This window comes from Micromonospora sp. NPDC049257 (assembly GCF_040678915.1).
GTDB classification, from domain to species: Bacteria; Actinomycetota; Actinomycetes; order Mycobacteriales; family Micromonosporaceae; genus Micromonospora; species Micromonospora antibiotica.
The window spans coordinates 70,152-88,172 of the sequence record NZ_JBFAQU010000011.1; the positions used below are offsets into that span (position 1 = coordinate 70,152).

Annotated in this window: 16 protein-coding genes; 7 read left to right on the top strand and 9 right to left on the bottom strand. The window is 71.9% G+C overall.

Features of this window, described 5'->3' with window-relative positions; genetic code table 11:
• The first annotated feature begins 55 nt into the window (after positions 1-55).
• Entirely contained in the window at positions 56-1,012 is a 957-nt protein-coding gene (locus AB0K25_RS18000; protein WP_208568613.1) for a GNAT family N-acetyltransferase, read from the top strand.
• A gap of 138 nt (positions 1,013-1,150) precedes the next feature.
• Here AB0K25_RS18000 and AB0K25_RS18005 read toward each other — a convergent pair whose 3' ends face one another.
• Positions 1,151-1,606: a gamma-glutamylcyclotransferase gene (locus AB0K25_RS18005; protein ID WP_208568612.1), complete on the bottom strand. Its 456-nt coding sequence runs from the start codon at positions 1,604-1,606 to the stop codon at positions 1,151-1,153.
• A 106-nt stretch (positions 1,607-1,712) separates the two neighbouring features.
• Here AB0K25_RS18005 and AB0K25_RS18010 point away from each other — a divergent pair, with 106 nt between their 5' ends.
• Positions 1,713-3,116, top strand: a complete 1,404-nt coding sequence (locus AB0K25_RS18010) for an NAD(P)H-quinone dehydrogenase (RefSeq protein ID WP_219467012.1) — start codon at positions 1,713-1,715, stop codon at positions 3,114-3,116.
• Positions 3,117-3,236: 120 nt separating this feature from the next.
• Here AB0K25_RS18010 and AB0K25_RS18015 read toward each other — a convergent pair whose 3' ends face one another.
• Positions 3,237-3,569 carry a helix-turn-helix transcriptional regulator gene (locus AB0K25_RS18015; protein WP_219467021.1) on the bottom strand — a complete coding sequence of 111 codons (333 nt, stop codon included), beginning with the start codon at positions 3,567-3,569 and terminating at the stop codon, positions 3,237-3,239.
• Positions 3,570-3,623: 54 nt separating this feature from the next.
• On the bottom strand, positions 3,624-4,259 hold the full coding sequence (locus AB0K25_RS18020) for a DedA family protein (protein WP_219467023.1): 636 nt from the start codon (positions 4,257-4,259) through the stop codon (positions 3,624-3,626).
• Between the two features lie 827 nt (positions 4,260-5,086).
• Here AB0K25_RS18020 and AB0K25_RS18025 point away from each other — a divergent pair.
• Both AB0K25_RS18025 and thrS read left to right on the top strand, forming a co-directional pair.
• Positions 5,087-5,365, top strand: coding sequence for an excalibur calcium-binding domain-containing protein (locus tag AB0K25_RS18025; RefSeq protein ID WP_208568609.1), 279 nt, complete (start codon positions 5,087-5,089; stop codon positions 5,363-5,365).
• 319 nt (positions 5,366-5,684) lie between these two features.
• Positions 5,685-6,899, top strand: coding sequence for a threonine--tRNA ligase (thrS, locus tag AB0K25_RS18030; protein WP_363821246.1), 1,215 nt, complete (start codon positions 5,685-5,687; stop codon positions 6,897-6,899).
• A gap of 51 nt (positions 6,900-6,950) precedes the next feature.
• On the opposite strand, the gene AB0K25_RS18035 is transcribed toward thrS, so the two are convergent.
• Genes AB0K25_RS18035 through AB0K25_RS18050 form a run of 4 tightly spaced genes read right to left on the bottom strand, consistent with a single transcriptional unit; the run spans position 6,951 to position 11,695 of the window.
• Positions 6,951-8,969, bottom strand: coding sequence for an ABC transporter ATP-binding protein (locus AB0K25_RS18035; RefSeq protein WP_363821248.1), 2,019 nt, complete (start codon positions 8,967-8,969; stop codon positions 6,951-6,953).
• Positions 8,966-10,699 carry an ABC transporter ATP-binding protein gene (locus AB0K25_RS18040; RefSeq protein WP_219467029.1) on the bottom strand — a complete coding sequence of 578 codons (1,734 nt, stop codon included), beginning with the start codon at positions 10,697-10,699 and terminating at the stop codon, positions 8,966-8,968. The genes AB0K25_RS18035 and AB0K25_RS18040 overlap by 4 nt, the downstream gene beginning before the upstream one ends.
• A complete protein-coding gene (locus AB0K25_RS18045) occupies positions 10,693-11,217 on the bottom strand; it encodes a MarR family winged helix-turn-helix transcriptional regulator (RefSeq protein WP_219470663.1) in 525 nt (174 codons plus the stop codon). Before AB0K25_RS18045 ends, AB0K25_RS18040 begins: the two co-directional genes overlap by 7 nt.
• A gap of 31 nt (positions 11,218-11,248) precedes the next feature.
• Positions 11,249-11,695 (bottom strand): DoxX family membrane protein, encoded by a 447-nt coding sequence (locus tag AB0K25_RS18050; RefSeq protein WP_219467032.1) that lies wholly within the window; start codon positions 11,693-11,695, stop codon positions 11,249-11,251.
• An 85-nt stretch (positions 11,696-11,780) separates the two neighbouring features.
• Between AB0K25_RS18050 and AB0K25_RS18055 the strand changes: the two genes are divergently transcribed.
• Complete coding sequence (locus AB0K25_RS18055; RefSeq protein ID WP_363821251.1) at positions 11,781-12,350, top strand: TetR/AcrR family transcriptional regulator; 570 nt, start codon at positions 11,781-11,783, stop codon at positions 12,348-12,350.
• A gap of 410 nt (positions 12,351-12,760) precedes the next feature.
• On the opposite strand, the gene AB0K25_RS18060 is transcribed toward AB0K25_RS18055, so the two are convergent.
• Positions 12,761-14,200, bottom strand: coding sequence for a GuaB1 family IMP dehydrogenase-related protein (locus AB0K25_RS18060; RefSeq protein WP_219467038.1), 1,440 nt, complete (start codon positions 14,198-14,200; stop codon positions 12,761-12,763).
• 156 nt (positions 14,201-14,356) lie between these two features.
• Positions 14,357-16,108: a biotin carboxylase N-terminal domain-containing protein gene (locus tag AB0K25_RS18065; RefSeq protein WP_363821253.1), complete on the bottom strand. Its 1,752-nt coding sequence runs from the start codon at positions 16,106-16,108 to the stop codon at positions 14,357-14,359.
• Positions 16,109-16,240: 132 nt separating this feature from the next.
• On the opposite strand from AB0K25_RS18065, the gene AB0K25_RS18070 reads away from it, so the two are divergent.
• Together AB0K25_RS18070 and AB0K25_RS18075 are read left to right on the top strand one after the other, a co-directional pair.
• A complete protein-coding gene (locus tag AB0K25_RS18070) occupies positions 16,241-16,930 on the top strand; it encodes a PadR family transcriptional regulator (RefSeq protein ID WP_363821256.1) in 690 nt (229 codons plus the stop codon).
• 115 nt (positions 16,931-17,045) lie between these two features.
• Positions 17,046-18,005 (top strand): ATP-binding cassette domain-containing protein, encoded by a 960-nt coding sequence (locus AB0K25_RS18075; RefSeq protein WP_208568601.1) that lies wholly within the window; start codon positions 17,046-17,048, stop codon positions 18,003-18,005.
• Positions 18,006-18,021 lie beyond the last annotated feature (16 nt).

Sequence of the window (18,021 nt, forward strand, 5' to 3'; positions counted from 1 at the left end):
CGGCGACCCGAAAAATCAGCGGCGGGGTGGTGCCCTGGCTGCCAGGATCTGCGGCGTGACGCTCCCCGCCGGCTGGACCGCCCGCCGCCCCACCCTGGACGACGTGCCCGCGCTGCTCGCCGTGGTGCACGCCGCCGACACGTTCGCCATCGGCCACCCCGACTTCGACGCCGACGACGTCCGGGCCGCGCTGACCGCGCCGTTCTTCGACCCGCAGCACGACTCCTGGGTCCTGACCGATCCTGATCAGCAGGTGGTCGGCTGGACCCTTGTCGACAACCCGACCGGGGTGGGCCGCGAATACCTCGACGTCTTCGTCGATCCGGAGCGCGCGACGGAGCAGCGGGCCGTGCTGCTCGACCGGATGCTGCGCCGGATCGCCGAACGCGCCACCGAGCGGGGCCGGCCCGCGCTGACCGTCCGCGCCGCCGCCTGCCCGCCGGAGACCCGCTGGGCCGGTGAGCTGACCGCCGCCGGTTTCACCCGGGCCAAACGGTACCTGCGGATGAGCCGGTCGCTGGCCGACCTGCCCGCCGAGCCGCCACCTCCACCCGGGGTGACCGTCCGGCCGCTGCGCCCCGACGACGAGGCCGACCTACGGTTGTTCCACCGGATCCACGACACGGCGTTCCGGGACACCCCGGACTACGAGCCGATCGGCTTCGAGGGCTGGCGGGACCGGCTCACCGACGGCGGGCGGGTCTGGGACGAGTGGTTCCTCGCCGAGGTCGACGGCGAGCCGGCGGGCGCGCTCAACTCGTCCGACCAGGCGCTGGAACAGGACATGGGCTGGGTGCGCACGCTGTCGGTGCTGCCCGCGTACCGGCGGCGCGGGGTGGGGGCGGCGCTGCTGCGGCGGGCGTTCGCCGTCTACGCGGCCAAGGGCCGGGGTCACGCCGGGCTGGGGTTCGACCTGGCCAACCCCACGACGCCGGTCACCCTCTACCGCGCGGTGGGGCTACGCGAGACCCGCTGGATCGATCTGTACGAGCGGAGCGTGCCCGCCACCTGACCGGCCCGGCACGCGCCGGCCGCCCCGGTGCGTGCCCGGCTGTCCCGGCCGGCCCGGTGTGTGCCGGAGCTGACGCCCGACGGGGTCGCCGTCGGGCGTCAGCGACGCCGGTAGCACACTGGACGGGTGCGACACGCGTTACGCCGAGGCGGTGCCGGTGGGGCGGGACCGCAGCTCGGAGACGTAGTCGTCGGGTGCGCCCGCCTTCTCGGCGGCGTTGGCGATCTCCGACAGGTACCAGGCGGTCGGCAGGCCGCCCTCGTAGCCGTCGAAGACGTACACCCAGGCGGTCACGTCACCGTCCAGCGTCAAGACCCGCACGGTGAGTTTGCGGTACGTGCCGGCGGTGACGCCCTCCAACTCGTCGAGCTGGGCGGCGTCGTACGGGTCGATGTCGTAGAGCGCCACGAAGACCCGGTCGCCCGGGGACTCGACCACGGTGCTGACGGACCCCTCCCAGCCGATCACGTCCTCGCCCGCGAAGGTCAGCCGCCACCCCTCCAGCCAGCCGACGCCCACCATCGGCGAATGCGGACAGTAGGCACGCATCCGGGCAGGGTCCAGGTTTGAGCCGTAGGCCGCGTAGTGACGCACGGCGATGACGATAGCCCGGCAGACGGGTGGGGGAGAATACGACGGTGCGTGTCGCACGGGTTCGGGAGAAGAAAGTCACTGTGAACACCGAGAGAGGGCGAGGGCTGTGAGCCACATCGTGATCATCGGCGGGGGGCCGGCCGGCTACGAGGCGGCCCTGGTCGCCGCCCAGCTGGACGCCGACGTCACCGTGGTGGAGGCCGACGGCGCCGGAGGTGCCTGCGTACTCTCCGACTGTGTCCCGTCGAAGACCTTCATCGCCAGCTCGGAGGTGGTGACCGGCTACCGGGACACCGAGGCGTTCGGCATCCACTCCGACGGCCTGGAGGCGGTCACGGTCGACGCCCGGGCCGTGCACGAGCGGGTGAAGCGGCTCGCCCTGGCCCAGTCCGCCGACATCCACGCCAAGCTGATCAAGGCCGGGGTGACCTTCGTCGCGGGCACCGCCCGACTCGGCGAGGACACCCTGGGTCACACCCACCGGGTCGTCGTCACCCCGACCGACGGTGGCGAGGAATACTCGATCGCCGCGTCCACCGTGCTGGTCGCGACCGGCGCCACCCCGCGTCAGCTGCCCACCGCGTTGCCCGACGGGGAGCGCATCCTCACCTGGCGGCAGGTGTACGACCTGCCCGAGTTGCCCAGCCACCTGATCGTGGTGGGGTCCGGCGTCACCGGTGCCGAGTTCGCCAGCGCCTACCAGGCGATGGGGGTCGAGGTGACGTTGGTCTCCAGCCGGGACCGGGTGATGCCGCACGAGGACGCCGACGCGGCGATGGCCATCGAGCAGGTCTTCCGCAGCCGGGGCATGAGCATCCTCAACAACTCCCGGGCGGACGCGGTCCGGCGTACCGACGACGGGGTGGAGGTGGTCCTCTCCGACGGGCGGGTGGTGACCGGTTCGCACGCCCTGATCGCCGTCGGCTCGATCCCGAACACCGCCGGCCTCGGCCTGGCCGAGTACGGCGTCGAGCTGGCCAAGGGCGGTTACGTCACGGTCGACCGGGTGTCGCGTACCAACGTCCCCGGCATCTACGCCGCCGGCGACTGCACCGGCGTGCTGCCGCTGGCCAGCGTGGCCGCCATGCAGGGCCGGATCGCGATGTGGCACGCCCTCGGCGAGGCGGTCCGGCCGCTGCGGCTGCGGACCGTCGCCGCGAACGTCTTCACCGACCCGGAGCTGGCCACCGTGGGTGTCTCGCAGGACGAGGCGGACGCCGGCCGGACCCTGGCCCGTCAGGTGATGCTGCCGCTGACCGGCAACGCCCGGGCGAAGATGGACGACCTGGCCGACGGCTTCGTCAAACTGTTCTGCCGTCCGTCGACCGGTCAGGTGATCGGCGGGGTGGTGGTGGCCCCCAAGGCCAGCGAGCTGATCCTGCCGATCACGATGGCGATCGAGAACAACCTCACCGTCAACGAGTTGGCCCAGACCATCACCATCTATCCGAGCCTGTCCGGTTCGATCACCGAGGCGGCCCGCCAGCTGATGCTGCACGAACTCGAATGACCCGGTGACCTCGGCGGGCGTCGGTCGAGCAGCTGACCGACGCCCGACCGTGCGACGTCAGCCGCAGTGGAGGCTGACGTGCGTTGCCGGTCGACCGACAAGCCGACCGGCGGTGGCATCTCAGGCCACGTTGAGTTGGATGTTCCCGATGCGGACGACCACGTCCACCTGGCCGCCAAGTCCGGTGACGTACGCGCGAAGGGTCTCCAGGCTGGTGTGTTCGCCGGTCTCGATCTGGCTGATCCTGGCCTGGGACAGGCCGGATGCTTCGGCGAGTTGCTGCTGGGTCATGCCGAGCTGCCGGCGGATCTCGGCCAGTTGCGCGCCGCTCACCGAGGCGAGCATCTTTTCGCGGAACCGGCTGCGCCGGGCGATCCGCTCGGGGTCCTCCCAGGAGGGGTCCAGCTCGCGGGCCTTGGCTTTGACCTCACGCCAGTCGGATCCGTTGCTCATCGTCCACCTCAGGATGCAGTCTGATGTCCCACACCCCGTCAATATAAGCAAACCTTATGCCGGTGGGGATGTGGACGCGCTCAGGTCGGTGCGGGTGTCCCGGCTGGCGGCGCGGGCGCTGAGCAGGGTCATCGTCCAGCCGGCCGCCCCGAACCCGACCGCCGCTGCTGCCGCGACCAGCCCCAACCGCCAGGCCGATCCGGTGAGCGCGGTGCCACCGAGGTGGCCCACCATGGCCCCGTAACTGGCCCAGCCGACGGCGGCCAGCGCCTCGTAGCAGAGGAACAGCCGGTAGGGGTAGCGGCTGCGGCCGGCGGAGAAGCAGGCCGCCATCCGGCCGCCGGGCACGAACCGGCAGAGCAGGATGGTCAGCGGTCCGGGGCGGCGCAGCCCCCGGGTGACCCGACCGGCGACCCGACGGGCCCGACCGGGTGCGACGTGCCGGGCCTGTCGCCGGTCCGGGGCGCTGCGGCCGAGCAGGTAGCAGGCGAGGTCGCCGACGAAGACGCCGAGCGCCCCGACGCCGATGGTCAACGGCAGGCTCAGCCCACCCACCACGGTGAGCGCACCGCCGGTGATCATGACGGCCTGGGTGGGGATGACCGGCACGAAGGCGTCCGCGACGAGCAGGCCCATCAGCAGCAGGTACGCCAGCAGGGGCGATGCGACGTCAGTGAGTAGCTCGGGCACGACTGCCACCTCGCCGGTCAGGGCCGATTCCAGGCACCGAGCCTCCCGGTGGCTTCGCCCGCACCGGCGACCGGACCGGCCGGTGGTGACCACGGACACCACCGGTGCCTGCTGGGGAGACCGCGCGACTGCGCGCCGTGTGCCACCGGTAGCAGCGGGGAGGGCCGCCTGCCGTCTGCCGCTCGCGGTCCGCCGTTCGCCGCTCGCCGCCCGGAGGGGGTCGGCGGATCGTCGGTCGTCGGCGTACCGTTGGGTACGCGGCCCCCCACCCGTCGGGTCCCCCGTTCCTGACGAGCGGGCCGCCGTGGGTCGCCGGCAGGTCCCGTGCCGGCGACCCTCCTAATCTCCGCCCCGGTGAACCCGGACAGCCGCGTGCTGACCAGCGGGAACGCCACACCGGTGAGCGTCGGATCCGGTCCGGTCCCCCGCTCTGCGCCGGCCACGGATGATGATCGTTGATCATGACGGCTGTCGATTCTGACGATGGCAACTGAGCCAACCGTATCGCCGTCACCGGCCCGGACCCGGTGATTGACCCCAGCCGCGCGGCGACGACCCGGCGGGTCGGACCGGTGCCGCCGGCCCGGCCCCGGCTGCGCCGGTCACCCGCACCCGGTCGAGCCGGGCACCCTCCCCCTTCCCGGCGGTCGGCCGCGCGGGTCGTACGACGTCTCACGGCCGTCACAGCGGCGTCGCGCCGCTACCGGCCGACCGGTGATCATCGTTCGGACACACCGGCTGTCGGCCCGGGGACACGACGCCCCACCCGCCGGTGTCGCCCGGATAGCGTTCCGGGCTCAACCGACATTCCTTTCGGAGGCTCGTAGATGGTTTCCATCCTGGTGCGGGGCGCGCTCGCCGTGACCCTGGCGCTCGGCAGCACCCTCGTCGTCGTGACCGGCCCGGCCGAGGCGGCGGCGACGAAGTACAAGAACTGCACCGAACTGAACAAGAAGTACAAGCACGGGGTGGGCAAGAAGGGCGCGAAGGACAAGGTCCGGGGCAGCACCAAGCCGGTCACGAACTTCACCGTGTCGGATTCGGTCTACGCGAAGAACACCCACCTGGACCGGGACAAGGACAAGGTCGCCTGCGAGAAGCGCTGACCGTGCCGCAGCGGATCGCAGGGCCGGACCGCAGCGCCGGACCGCAGCGCCGGACCGCGCCGCGCCGCGCGCCGTGCCGGACAGCGCGGGGCCGGGGGGACCGCGCGCCGCAGGCCGGTCGGCCGTAAAGCGTTCGCCCCGGGCGTCGCCGGGCTCGTACGGTGACGGTATGCGCAGTGCTGTGGTGACCACGACGCCGGGAGATCCCGGCGTGCCGCACTGACGTTCACCGTCGACGAGGCCCCGGGCGATCCGCCCGGGGCCTCGTGGCGTCGCGGGCACGGTCGCCTCCGGGTCGTACCCGATCAAGGAGCGCGACATGATCGACCACCGTAGGCTCGGCCGGGAGCTGGACCTGTTCGTCTCCGATCCGCTCGCGGGGGCCGGGCTGCCGATCTGGCTGCCGGCCGGCGCGGCGGCCCGGCACGCCGTCGAGGAGTACGTCCGCGAGCTGGAACGCCGGGCCGGCTACCAGCACGTCTACTCGCCACCGCTGGGCCGGCGCGAGTTGTTCGCGCTGTCCGGGCACCTCGGCCACTTCGCCGACGAGATGTTCCCACCGATGCGGCTGGGCGACGACGAGTTGCTGCTCCGGCCGGCGCTCTGCCCGCACCACGCGCTGGTCTACCGGGCCCGGGGCCGCTCCTACCGGGAGTTACCGCTGCGCGTCGGCGAGCTGGGCGGGATGTACCGGGCGGAACGGTCCGGGGTGCTCGGCGGGCTGGCCCGGGTGCGGGCCATCTCGCTCAACGACGCGCACAACTTCTGCACCCTGGAGCAGGTCGGCGACGAGGTGCGGGAGATCCTGCGGCTGATCCGCCAGGCGCACGTGGCGCTCGGCGTCCGCCCGGCCGGGTTCCGGTTGTCGCTGCGCGGGCCGGGCGCGAAGTACGTCGGGGACGACGCGTCCTGGGCGCGCGCCGAGGAGCTGCTCCGGGCCGCCCTCGACGGGGTGGACCACGTGGAGGTCCCCGGTGAGGCCGCCTTCTACGGCCCGAAGATCGACATCCAGATCGTCGACGCGGCAGGCCGGGAGTCGACCATCTCCACCGTGCAGATCGACTTCGACAAGCCGGAGAAGTTCGACCTGTCGTACACCGATGCGGCGGGTGCCCGACGACGACCGGTGCTGGTGCACCGCAGCCTGGTCGGGAGCATGGAGCGGCTGTTCGCCTATCTGATCGAGGCGCACGAGGGTGCCTTCCCGCCCTGGTACGCCCCGGTGCAGCTGCTGCTCCTGCCGGTCGACGCCGGGCAGGTCGACGCGGTGGACCGGGTGGCCCGCCGGGCGGTCGACGCCGGGCTGCGGGTCGAGGTGGACGCGGGCGGTTCGCTGGGTGCCCGGGTCCGCGACGCGGCCCGCCGCCGGGTGCCGTACGTCGGGGTGGTCGGGGCCCGCGAGGCCGCCGCCGACGCGGTGGCCCTGCGGCTGCGCGACGGTCGCAGCCTCGACCCGATGCCGGCGGCGGACGCGGTGCGGCTGATCGGCGCGGTGGTCGCGGCCCGCTCGGCGCAGCTGCTCCCCGCCGGCTGACGGTGCGGGGGCCGGGGGGTCGTCCCCCCGGCCCCCGCACCGGTCTGTCACTCAGCCCCGGGCCGCTGCCGGCGCAACCTCGTCGTCGACCACCGCCGCGGCGAACTGCGCCTGATAGAGCCGGTGGTACGCCCCCCGCGCGGCGAGCAGTTGCTGGTGGGTGCCCTGCTCGACGATCCGCCCGTCCTCCATCATCAGGATCAGGTGGGCGTCGCGGATCGTGGACAGTCGGTGCGCGATGACGAAGCTGGTCCGGTCGGAGCGCAGCGCCGCCATCGCCCGTTGCAGCAGCACCTCGGTACGGGTGTCCACCGAGCTGGTCGCCTCGTCCAGGATCAGCAGCGACGGCTCCGCCAGGAACGCCCGCGCGATGGTGATGAGCTGCTTCTCCCCGGCGCTGACGTTGCTGCCCTCCTCGTCGATGACGGTGTCGTACCCGTCGGGGAGGCTACGGACGAACCGGTCCACGAAGGTGGCCCGCGCGGCGGCGAGGATCTCCTCCTCGGTGGCGTCCGGCCGGCCGTAGGCGATGTTGTCCCGGATGGTGCCGCCGAACAGCCAGGTGTCCTGGAGCACCATGCCGATCCGGCCGCGCAGGTCGTCGCGGCGCAGCGTGGTGATGTCCACCCCGTCGAGGGTGATCCGCCCGGCGTCCAGTTCGTAGAAGCGCATCACCAGGTTGACCAGGGTGGTCTTGCCGGCGCCGGTGGGGCCGACGATGGCGACGGTGTGGCCGGGCTCGGCGACCAGCGACAGGTCGTCGATCAGCGGCTTGTCCGGGTCGTACCGGAAGGAGATGTTCTCGAACTCGACCCGGCCGTGCGGTTCGACGACCCGGGCCGGCGTGGCCGGGTCGGGGCTCTGCTCGTCGGCGTCGAGGACGGCGAACACCCGTTCGGCGGAGGCCACCCCGGACTGGAGCAGGTTCGCCATCGAGGCGAGCTGGGTGAGCGGCTGGGTGAACTGCCGCGAGTACTGGATGAACGCCTGCACGTCACCGAGGCTCATCGACCCGGAGGCCACCCGCAGCCCGCCGACCACGGCGATCGCCACGTAGCTGAGGTTCCCGACGAACATCATCGCCGGCATGATGATCCCGGAGATGAACTGGGCGCCGAAGCTGGCCCGGAACAACTCCTCGTTCTTGGCGTGGAAGGTGGCCTCCACCTCCGGGGAGCGACCGAAGACCTTGACCAGTTCGTGGCCGGTGAACGCCTCCTCGATCTGACCGTTCAGCTCGCCGGTGTGGGTCCACTGGGCGATGAACTTCTGCTGCGACCGCTTGGCGATCTGCTGCGTCACGATCACCGACAGCGGCACCGCGACCAGCGCGACCAGCGCCAGCAGCGGCGAGATCCAGAACATCATCGCCAGTACGCCGACCACGGTCAGCAGCGAGGTGAGCAGTTGGCTCAGCGTCTGCGACAGGGTCTGCGAGATGTTGTCGATGTCGTTGGTGACCCGGCTGAGCAGCTCGCCGCGCGGCTGCCGGTCGAAGTAGGGCAGCGGCAGCCGGTTGAGTTTCTCCTCCACCTCGGCACGCAACCGCAGCACGGTGGCCTGCACCACCCCGTTGAGCAGCCAGCCCTGCCACCACATCAGCAGGCTGGCGGCGACATAGAGGCCGAGGGCGAACAGCAGCGTCCGGCCGAGGGCGTCGAAGTCGATGCCGGCCCCGGGGACCACGTCCATCCGGGCGACCATGTCGGCGAGGTTGTCGTTGCCGGCGGCCCGCATCCCGGACACCGCCTGGTCGACGGTGGTGCCCGCAGGCAACTGCCGGCCGATCACCCCGGCGAAGATGATGTCGGTGGCGTGGCCGAGGATCTTCGGCCCGATCACGCTGAACCCGACGCTGGTCACCGCCAGGGCGATGATGCCGGTCAGCGTCACCCGGTGCGGTCGCAGCCGGCCGAGCAGCCGGCGGGCCGACGGCCCGAAGTTCATCGACTTCTCCGCCGGCATGCCGGCGCTCATCCACGGCGGCCCGCCGGTGCGCCGGCCGGCCGCCGGCAGCCGCTTCGGCGTGGTCTCCTCCGGGGCCTTCTTCTGCTCGGGTACGGCGGTCATGCCGGCACCCCCGTCGTCTGCTGGGACGCCACGATCTCGGCGTACGTGGGACAGTCGTCGAGTAGTTCGTCGTGGCGGCCCATCCCGACCACGCCTCCGTCCTCCAGCACGATGATCTGGTCGGCGTCGATGATCGTGGAGACCCGTTGGGCGACGATCACCACTGCGGCGTCGGCGGTGACCGGGCGCAGCGCGGCCCGCAACCGGGCGTCGGTGCCCAGGTCGAGCGCCGAGAACGAGTCGTCGAACAGGTAGATCTCCGGCTTGCGGACGAGCGCCCGCGCGATGGCGAGGCGTTGCCGCTGCCCGCCGGAGACGTTCGTCCCGCCCTGCGTGATCGGGGCGTCCAGCCCGCCGGTCATCTGGGCCACGAAGTCCCGGGCCTGGGCGATCTCCAACGCCGTCCACAGCTCGTCGTCGGTGGCGTCCGGGTTGCCGTAGCGCAGGTTGCTGGCCACCGTGCCGGTGAACAGGTAGGGCTTCTGCGGCACCAGGCCGATCCGCCGCCACAGCTCCTCGGGGGCCAGTTCGCGGACGTCGACCCCGTCGACCAGCACTGTGCCGGCGGTCGGGTCGACCAGCCGGGGGATCAGGGTCAGCAGGGTGGTCTTGCCGGCGCCGGTCGACCCGATCACGGCGGTGGTCCGCCCGGGGGTGGCCCGGAACGAGATGTCGTGCAGCACCGGCGCGCTGGCCCCCGGGTACTGGAAGGCCACGCCGCGCAGCTCCAGCTCACCGTGGCCGTCGACCCGGGTGACCGGGTCGGCCGGTGGCACCACAGTGGACTCGGTGTCCAGCACCTCGGTGACGCGTTCGGCGCAGACCGCCGCGCGCGGCACCATCATCAGCATGAAGGTGGCCATCATGACGGCCATCAGGATCTGCATCAGGTACGCCAGGAAGGCGGTCAGCGCGCCGATCTGGATCTGCCCGGAGTCGACCCGCTGCGCCCCGAACCACAGCACGGCGACGCTGGAGACGTTGAGCACCAGCATCACCACCGGGAAGATCAGCGCCATCAGCCGACCGACCCGCAGGGCGGTGGCGGTCAGGTCGGCGTTGGCCACCCCGAACCGCTGCGTCTCGTACGGCTCGCGGACGAACGCCCGGACCACCCGGATGCCGGTGATCTGCTCGCGGAGCACCCGGTTGACCGTGTCGATGCGGGTCTGCATGAGCCGGAACCCGGGCACCATCTGGCGGATGACCAGGCCCAGCGCGATGGCGAGCACCGGCACGCTGACCAGCATCAGCCAGGACAGGCCGATGTCCTCCCGCAGCGCCATCACCACCCCGCCGACGCTCATGATCGGCGCGGCGACCAGCATGGTGCAGCTCATCAGCACGAGCATCTGCACCTGTTGCACGTCGTTGGTGTTGCGGGTGATCAGCGAGGGTGCGCCGAAGCGGGCCACCTCGCGGGCGGAGAACCGGTTGACCTGCCTGAAGATCGCCGCGCGGACGTCCCGGCCGAAGGCCATCGCGGTACGCGCGCCGAAGTAGACCGCCGTCACCGCGCAGGCGATCTGGAGCAGGCTGACCAGCAGCATCCAACCGCCGGTACGGATGATGTAGTCGGTGTCGCCCCGGGCCACCCCCAGGTCGATGATGTCGGCGTTGAGGCTCGGCAGGTAGAGCGAGGCCATCGTGCCGACGAACTGGAGCAGCACCACCGCGCCCAGCGGCCGGTGGTAGGGCCGCAGGTAGCGGCGCAGCAGACTGATCAGCACGGATGGCTCCCGGGCCTCGGGTCGTCGGTCGTGTCCTGGTGCTGTGTTGTCAACCTCTTGTCCTCCCCGTCGGACATGGTCGTGATGACCTCGATCAGAAAATCCCGGATCACCGCGCGTCGGGCCGGGTCGGCGTCGACGGAGGTGAGCGGGGTGTCGGTGCGCATCCGGTCGACCAGGGAGCGGGTGTGTTCCCGCCCCTTGTCGGTCAGCGCCAGTCGGACGGTCCGCCGGTCGGCGTCGTCGCGGCGGCGCTCGACGAAGCCGTCCCGTTCGAGGGTGTCGACGATCCCGGTGAGGGTGGCGGGCCGGACGAAGCAGCGGTCGGCGACGTCCCGGTGGGTGGCGTCGTCGAGATGGGTCAGGGTGAACAGCACCCGCATCCCGGCCGGGGTGAGGCCGTGGTGTTCGGCCAGGTAACGACCCCAGTGCTGGTCGACGAGGTGGCCGGCGACCGACAGCAGCCGCCCGAGCGGCACGCTGCGGAGCACGTCGGGATAGGCAGCCAGTGGTTCCATCTGCACGCTGAGTATGTTAGCCCCCAGACCGTCAGGGGCCAAACGAAATGGCCAGGGCTGCTCCGACGTACAGGATCTGGAGCGCCGTACGCGGACCGAGCGGGGTGACGGGTCGACCGGCCAGGGTCAGGCCGCGTCGGGCCGCCGAGACGTTCGCGGGGAACATCGCCACCATCATCAGGGCCAGGCCGGCGGCGACCGGGCGGGCGGTGACCGGGATCAGCAGGCCCACCGCGCCCGCCAGCTCCAGCACTCCGGTCATGGTGGCCAGAGCGCCGGGGAAGGGCAGGCGGGGTGGGACCATGGCGATCAGACCCTCCCGGCGGGGCGAGGTGAAGTGGGCGAAACCGGTCAGCATGAAAAGTAGTGCCAGGCCGACGCGGAGCGCGGGGTGCCAGCCGTCGAGCGCGTCCACGCCCGCCAGGCCGACCAGGCGTGCGACGGCGGTGCCGACGAGCAGAGCGATGAACGGAACCATGCGAACCTCCTGAGGCGCAAATCTTTATATTGCCAAGATAGCCGCCCCGATCGCTTTCTTGTCAACGTAAAGATACGATCGTGTCATGACCGTCACCCGCGCCTACCACCACGGAGATCTGCCTCGCGCCCTGCTCACGGCGGCGGTGGCGGCGATCGAAGAATCCGGCCCGGCGGCGCTCAGCCTGCGCGACCTCGCCCGCCGCGCGGGCGTCTCGCACGCCGCCCCGACCCACCACTTCGGTGACAAGGCCGGGTTGCTCACCGCCCTCGCCGTCGAGGGGTTCGACCTGCTGGCCGCCGCGCTGACCGCAGCCGGTGGCGACCTGCTCGACGTCGGGGTGGCCTACGTGGACTTCGCCGTCAGTCACCGGGCGCACTTCGAGGTGATGTTCCGACCCGAACTGTACCGGGCCGACGCCCCCGAGGTGCGGGCCGCCCGGGAGCGCGCGGGTGCGGCGCTGCACCTCGGCGTGGCGGCCCTGCCACCGCACCGGGCCGAGCCGGGCGAGTCACGGACGGACGCGTTGGCCGCCTGGTCGATCGTGCACGGCTTCGCCACGCTCTGGCTCTCCGGCGCGCTACCCCCCGACGTCGACGCCGACCCCCGCGCCGCCGCCCGCACCGTAATCCGCCACCTAATCCCCCCACCCTGACCCACCCACCCCCACCCCCACCCCCACCCCGCCCCACCCCACCCCCGCCCCCGCCCCCGCCCCCGCCCCCGGGCGAGTTGATCAAGAGGTTTACGTCACCCCGTCCACCCCAGCTGACGCAAACCTCTTGATCACCCCACCGTCTGAGTGTCTGAGTCGGTGATCAAGAGATTCGCGTCAGGAATTCCGTTGCCGGTGACGTAAACCTCTTGATCACCCGAGCAGAGCGGGTTGGTGAGGTGGTGATCAAGAAGTTTGCGTCGGGAATCTGGCGGTGGGTGACGCAAACCTCTTGATCAACTCGCCCGGGGGCGGGGCGGGGCGGGGCGGGGGGGTGGGGGCGAGGGGCGGGGGTGGGGGTGGGTGGGGGCGAGGGGCGGGGGTGGGGGTGGGTGGGAGGGGGAGGGGGGTTACCAGCTGGTGGGGAGGGGCATGCCTTCGGTGTAGCCGGCGTGGCTCTGGACGCCGACCAGGGCGCGTTCGTGGAACTCGTCGAGGGTGCGGGCGCCGGCGTAGGTGCAGGCGCTGCGTACCCCGGAGATGATCTCGTCGATCAGGTCCTCGACACCGGGGCGGGCCGGGTCCAGGTACATCCGGGCGGTGGAGATGCCCTCCTCGAAGATCGCCTTACGGGCCCGGTCGAAGGCGCTGTCCTCGGCGGTCCGGGCGCTGACCGCGCGCGACGAGGCCATCCCGAAGCTCTCCTTGTAGCGTCGCCCGTCGGGCTCGGTGTAGAGGTCACCCGGTGACTCGTAGGTGCCGGCGAACCAGGAGCCCACCATCACGTTGGACGCCCCGGCGGCCAGCGCCAGCGCCACGTCCCGGGGGTGGCGTACCCCGCCGTCGGCCCAGACGTGCCGGCCGAGGGCGCGGGCCGCCGCCGCGCAGTCCAGCACGGCGGAGAACTGGGGTCGGCCGACCCCGGTCATCATCCGGGTGGTGCACATCGCGCCCGGCCCCACCCCGACCTTGATGATGTCCGCGCCCGCCTCGACCAGGTCGCGTACCCCCTCGGAGGTGACCACGTTGCCGGCGGCCACCGGGACCGGGGGGTCGAGTTTGCGGACCGCCCGCAACGCGGACATCATCCGTTCCTGGTGCCCGTGCGCGGTGTCCACCACGAGGGTGTCGACGCCCGCCGCGAGCAGCGCCTCGGCCTTTCCGGTGACGTCACCGTTGATGCCGACCGCCGCCGCGATGCGCAGCCGCCCCCGGTCGTCGACGGCCGGCCGGTAGAGGGTGGCCCGCAGCGCGCCCTGCCGGGTGAGCACCCCGACCAGGCGACCGTCGTCGTCGACCACCGGGGCCAGTCGCCGCCGTCCCGCGTTGAGCCGTTCGAATCCGGTACGCGGGTCCGCGTCGGCCGGCACCGTGTGCAGCTCGGTCGACATCACGTGTTGGAGCTGGGCGAACCGGTCCACCTCGTGGGTGTCCGCCTCGGTGACCACCCCCACCGGCCGACCGGCCTCGTCGACCACCACCACCGCGCCGTGGGACTTCTTGGGCAGCAGGTGGATGGCGTCGCCGACGGTGTCGGTCGGGCCGAGCGTGATCGGGGTGTCGTGCACCAGGTGCCGCTGCTTGACCCAGTCGACCACGGTGGCGACCACCTCGATCGGGATGTCCTGCGGGATGACCGCGATCGCGCCGCGCCGGGCCACCGTCTCGGCCATCCGCCGGCCGGCCACCGCCGTCATGTTCGCCACCACCAGCGGGATGGTGGTGCCGGTGCCGTCACCGGTGGACAGGTCGACGTCGAGCCGCGAACCGACCTCGGACCGGGCCGGGGCCATGAAGACGTCGTTGTAGGTCAGGTCGTGCGCGGGCACCGCGCCATGAAGGAACCTCACCCCGCCATCATTCCCGCTTCCGCCCCGTCCCGCCGCCGTCGGTGGCCCAGACCACCCCACCGCTGCGGGGGCCGTCCGGCGGCGGGGGGCCGGGGATCTGCCGGCCCACCGGGGGTACGGCCGGAAGGCGGAACAGGCGGCGGGCCGTGGAGCGGGTCAGGCGATGGTGCAGATCGCCGCGCCGGCGGTGAGCACCTCACCGACCTTGGCGGCGAGCCCCGCGACCGTGCCCGCCTTGTGCGCGTGCAACGGCTGCTCCATCTTCATCGCCTCCAGGACGACGACCAGGTCCCCCTCGGCGACGGTGTCCCCGTCCGCGACGGCGATCTTGACGATGGTGCCCTGCATGGGGGAGGTGAGCGCGTCGCCGCTGACCGCCGTACCCGTGCCGGTGCCGCCACCGCGACGGGCCGGCCGGCGGGCGGCGGGGGCGGCGGTGGTCGTACCCCCGGTGAGGCCGGCGGGGAGGGTGACCTCCAGCCGCTTGCCGCCCACCTCGACCACGACGGTCTCGCGTGCCGCCGCCGTCTCGGCGGGGCCGGCGGTCGGGGTGAACGCCGGGACGGTGTTGTCGAACTCGGTCTCGATCCATCGGGTGTGCACGGTGAACGGCTCGGTGGTGAACGCCGGGTCGCGGACGACGAGGCGGTGGAACGGCAGCGCGGTGGCCATCCCCTCGACGACCATCTCGTCGAGCACCCGGCGGGCCCGTTCGATCGCCTCGGCGCGGGTCTCGCCGGTGACGATCACCTTGGCCAGCAGCGAGTCGAAGTTGCCGCCGATCACGTCGCCGGCGCTGACCCCGGTGTCGACCCGGACGCCGGGGCCGGTGGGCAGCCGCAGCGCGGTGATGGTGCCGGGGGCGGGCAGGAAGTTGCGGCCCGGGTCCTCGCCGTTGATCCGGAACTCGATGGCGTGCCCGCGCGGGGTCGGGTCCGCGGTGAACCGCAGTTTCTCGCCGTCGGCGATCCGGAACTGTTCGCGGACCAGGTCGACGCCGGCGGTCTCCTCGGTTACCGGGTGCTCCACCTGGAGCCGGGTGTTGACCTCCAGGAAGGAGACGGTGCCGTCGCCGCCGACCAGGTATTCGACCGTGCCGGCACCGTGGTAGCCGGCCTCCCGGCAGATCGCCTTGGCGCTGTCGTGGATCTGGTTGCGCTGCGCGTCGGTGAGGAACGGCGCGGGGGCCTCCTCGACCAGCTTCTGGTGCCGGCGTTGCAGGGAGCAGTCCCGGGTGCCGACCACGACGACGTTGCCGTGCCGGTCGGCCAGCACCTGCGCCTCGACGTGCCGGGGCTGGTCGAGGTAGCGCTCGACGAAGCACTCGCCCCGGCCGAACGCGGCGACTGCCTCCCGGGTTGCCGACTCGAACAGGTGGGGGATCTCCTCCAGGGTGCGGGCCACCTTGAGGCCCCGCCCGCCCCCGCCGAAGGCGGCCTTGATGGCGACCGGCAGGCCGTGTTCGACGGCGAAGGCGGTCACCTCGTCGGCGTCGGCGACCGGGTCGGCGGTGCCGGGGACCAGGGGTGCACCGGCCCGTTGGGCGAGGTGCCGGGCAGTGACCTTGTCACCGAGGTCGCGGATCGCCTGCGGGGTCGGACCGATCCAGGTCAGGCCCGCGTCCAGCACGGCCTGGGCGAAGTCGGCGTTCTCGGAGAGGAAGCCGTAACCCGGGTGTACGGCGTCCGCGCCGGCCCGCCGGGCCACCTCGATCAGCTTGTCGATGCGCAGGTAGCTGTCGGCGGCGGTGTCGCCACCGAGGGCGTACGCCTCGTCGGCGAGGGTGGTGTGCAGGGCGTCCCGGTCGGAGTCCGCGTAGACGGCGACGCTGCCCAGACCCGCGTCGCGGCAGGCCCGGATGACGCGGACGGCGATCTCTCCACGGTTGGCGATGAGTACCTTGCGCACCTTGGTGCTCCTCCCGGGGTCGTTGCCTCGGGAGTGTATCGGCAGCCCGGAGGCCCCCTAACGATCATTCAGTGTGGGATGCCGCACTGTGGTCGCGGTCGACTAGTCAAACTTGGTTATTACGCTTGTACGGTGTCTGCGACTCGGTTGATGATCCTGGGGCTGGTTCGGTGGATGCAGCCCGTGCACGGCTACGACGTACGCCGCGAGCTGTTGAGCTGGGGTGCCGACAAGTGGGCGAACGTGCAGCCCGGCTCGATCTACCACGCGTTGCGCAAGCTGACCGAGGAGGGCCTGTTGCGGGCGGTCGCCACCGAGCAGGTCGGTGCCCGTCCGGCGCGCACCACCTACGAGGTGACGCCCAAGGGGGGCGAGGAGTTCGAGACGTTGCTGCGGGCGCAGTGGTGGCAGCTGCACGAGGTGCCGGACCCGTTCGCGGCGGCCTTCTCGTTCCTGCCGGCGATGCCCCGCGAGGAGGCGGCGGCGGCGCTGCGCAACCGGGCGAACCTGCTGCGCGCCGGTGTCGAGTCGATGCGTGCCTCGTTGGACTCCGACTGGGTGCGCGACAGCAAGCCGGTGCACGTGACCTGGATGTTCGAGCTGTGGCTGGCCCGGGCCGAGGCGGAGATGGCGTGGTGCGGGCGGATCGCCGAGCGGATCGACTCCGGGGTGTCGTACCTGCCTGCTGGGCTGACGGGGGAGGGCGTCTGGCCCGGCTGGACCGACGGCGCTCCGCAGCGCGGCACGGCCGAGGGTGCTCTGCCGCCCGGCACGACCGACGGTGCTCCGCCGCCCGTCGAGAAAAGCAATAATCAACGTTGACCATAGAAGCTATATCGCGTTAGCCTGCTTCCGGCCCGTTGCGGGAGTGCGCCGCATGGCGTCACGGGGGCAGACGACGGCCGGCACCACCCGGCCCGGACGACCAGGAGCAGAGATGATCGAGACCAGAGGGCTGCGGAAGTCGTTCCGCTCCCGGCAGGGTCGGGAGACGAAAACGGTCGACGCCGTCCGGGGGGTGAACCTCCAGGTCCCGGCGGGAGAGATCTTCGGTTTCCTCGGCCCCAACGGCGCCGGCAAGACCACCACCCTGCGGATGCTCGCCACGCTCATCGAGCCGGACGGCGGCGAGGCCACCATCGCCGGTGCCGACCTGCGCAAGGACCCGGCCGAGGTACGCCGCCGGATCGGCTACGTCGCCCAGGGCGGCAGCACCTGGGACGAGAGCACCGCCCGCGAGGAACTCGTCCTGCACGCCCGGATGTACGGCATCGGCAAGGCCGACGCGCACCGCCGCGCGGTCCGCGCCCTGGAGGCCTTCCAGCTCACCGAGTACGCGGACCGCAAGTGCAAGACCTACTCGGGCGGCCAGCGGCGACGGGTGGAGATCGCCCTCGGCATCATCCACGAGCCGAAGATCGTCTTTCTCGACGAGCCGACCACCGGCCTCGACCCGCAGAGCCGCGCGCACATGTGGGACGAGATCCGCCGGCTGCGTACCGAGGGGATGACCGTCTTCATCACCACGCACTACCTCGACGAGGCCGACGCGCTCTGCGACCGGATCGCGATCATGGACCACGGCGAGGTGGTCGCCGAGGGCACCCCGGCCGAGCTGAAGCGGGAGATCTCCGGCGACGTCGTGCTCGTCGGACTCGACGTGGCGAGCACCCCGCAGGCCGCCGAACTCCTCGACAGCGAGGAATACCTCAACAAGCTGGAGACCGTCGACGAGGGCGGGCTGCGCCTCTACGTCGACGAGGGCACCACCGCCATCCCGCAGGTCCTGCGCCGGCTCGACCACGCCGGGCTGGTCATGAGCTCCATCGAGCTGCACCGCCCCAGCCTCGACGACGTCTTCCTCACCAAGACCGGCCGCTCGCTGCGCGAGTCCTGAGACACCGGAGACCACG

What these genes read in the sequence shown, in the direction of transcription:
- AB0K25_RS18035 (WP_363821248.1), bottom strand. Translation starts at nt 8,969, where the DNA reads ATGACCGCCGTACCCGAGCAGAAGAAGGCCCCGGAGGAGACCACGCCG.
- AB0K25_RS18050 (WP_219467032.1), bottom strand. Translation starts at nt 11,695, where the DNA reads ATGGTTCCGTTCATCGCTCTGCTCGTCGGCACCGCCGTCGCACGCCTG.
- AB0K25_RS18025 (WP_208568609.1), top strand. Translation starts at nt 5,087, where the DNA reads ATGGTTTCCATCCTGGTGCGGGGCGCGCTCGCCGTGACCCTGGCGCTC.
- thrS (WP_363821246.1), top strand. Translation starts at nt 5,685, where the DNA reads ATGATCGACCACCGTAGGCTCGGCCGGGAGCTGGACCTGTTCGTCTCC.
- AB0K25_RS18075 (WP_208568601.1), top strand. Translation starts at nt 17,046, where the DNA reads ATGATCGAGACCAGAGGGCTGCGGAAGTCGTTCCGCTCCCGGCAGGGT.
- AB0K25_RS18045 (WP_219470663.1), bottom strand. Translation starts at nt 11,217, where the DNA reads ATGGAACCACTGGCTGCCTATCCCGACGTGCTCCGCAGCGTGCCGCTC.
- AB0K25_RS18015 (WP_219467021.1), bottom strand. Translation starts at nt 3,569, where the DNA reads ATGAGCAACGGATCCGACTGGCGTGAGGTCAAAGCCAAGGCCCGCGAG.
- AB0K25_RS18055 (WP_363821251.1), top strand. Translation starts at nt 11,781, where the DNA reads ATGACCGTCACCCGCGCCTACCACCACGGAGATCTGCCTCGCGCCCTG.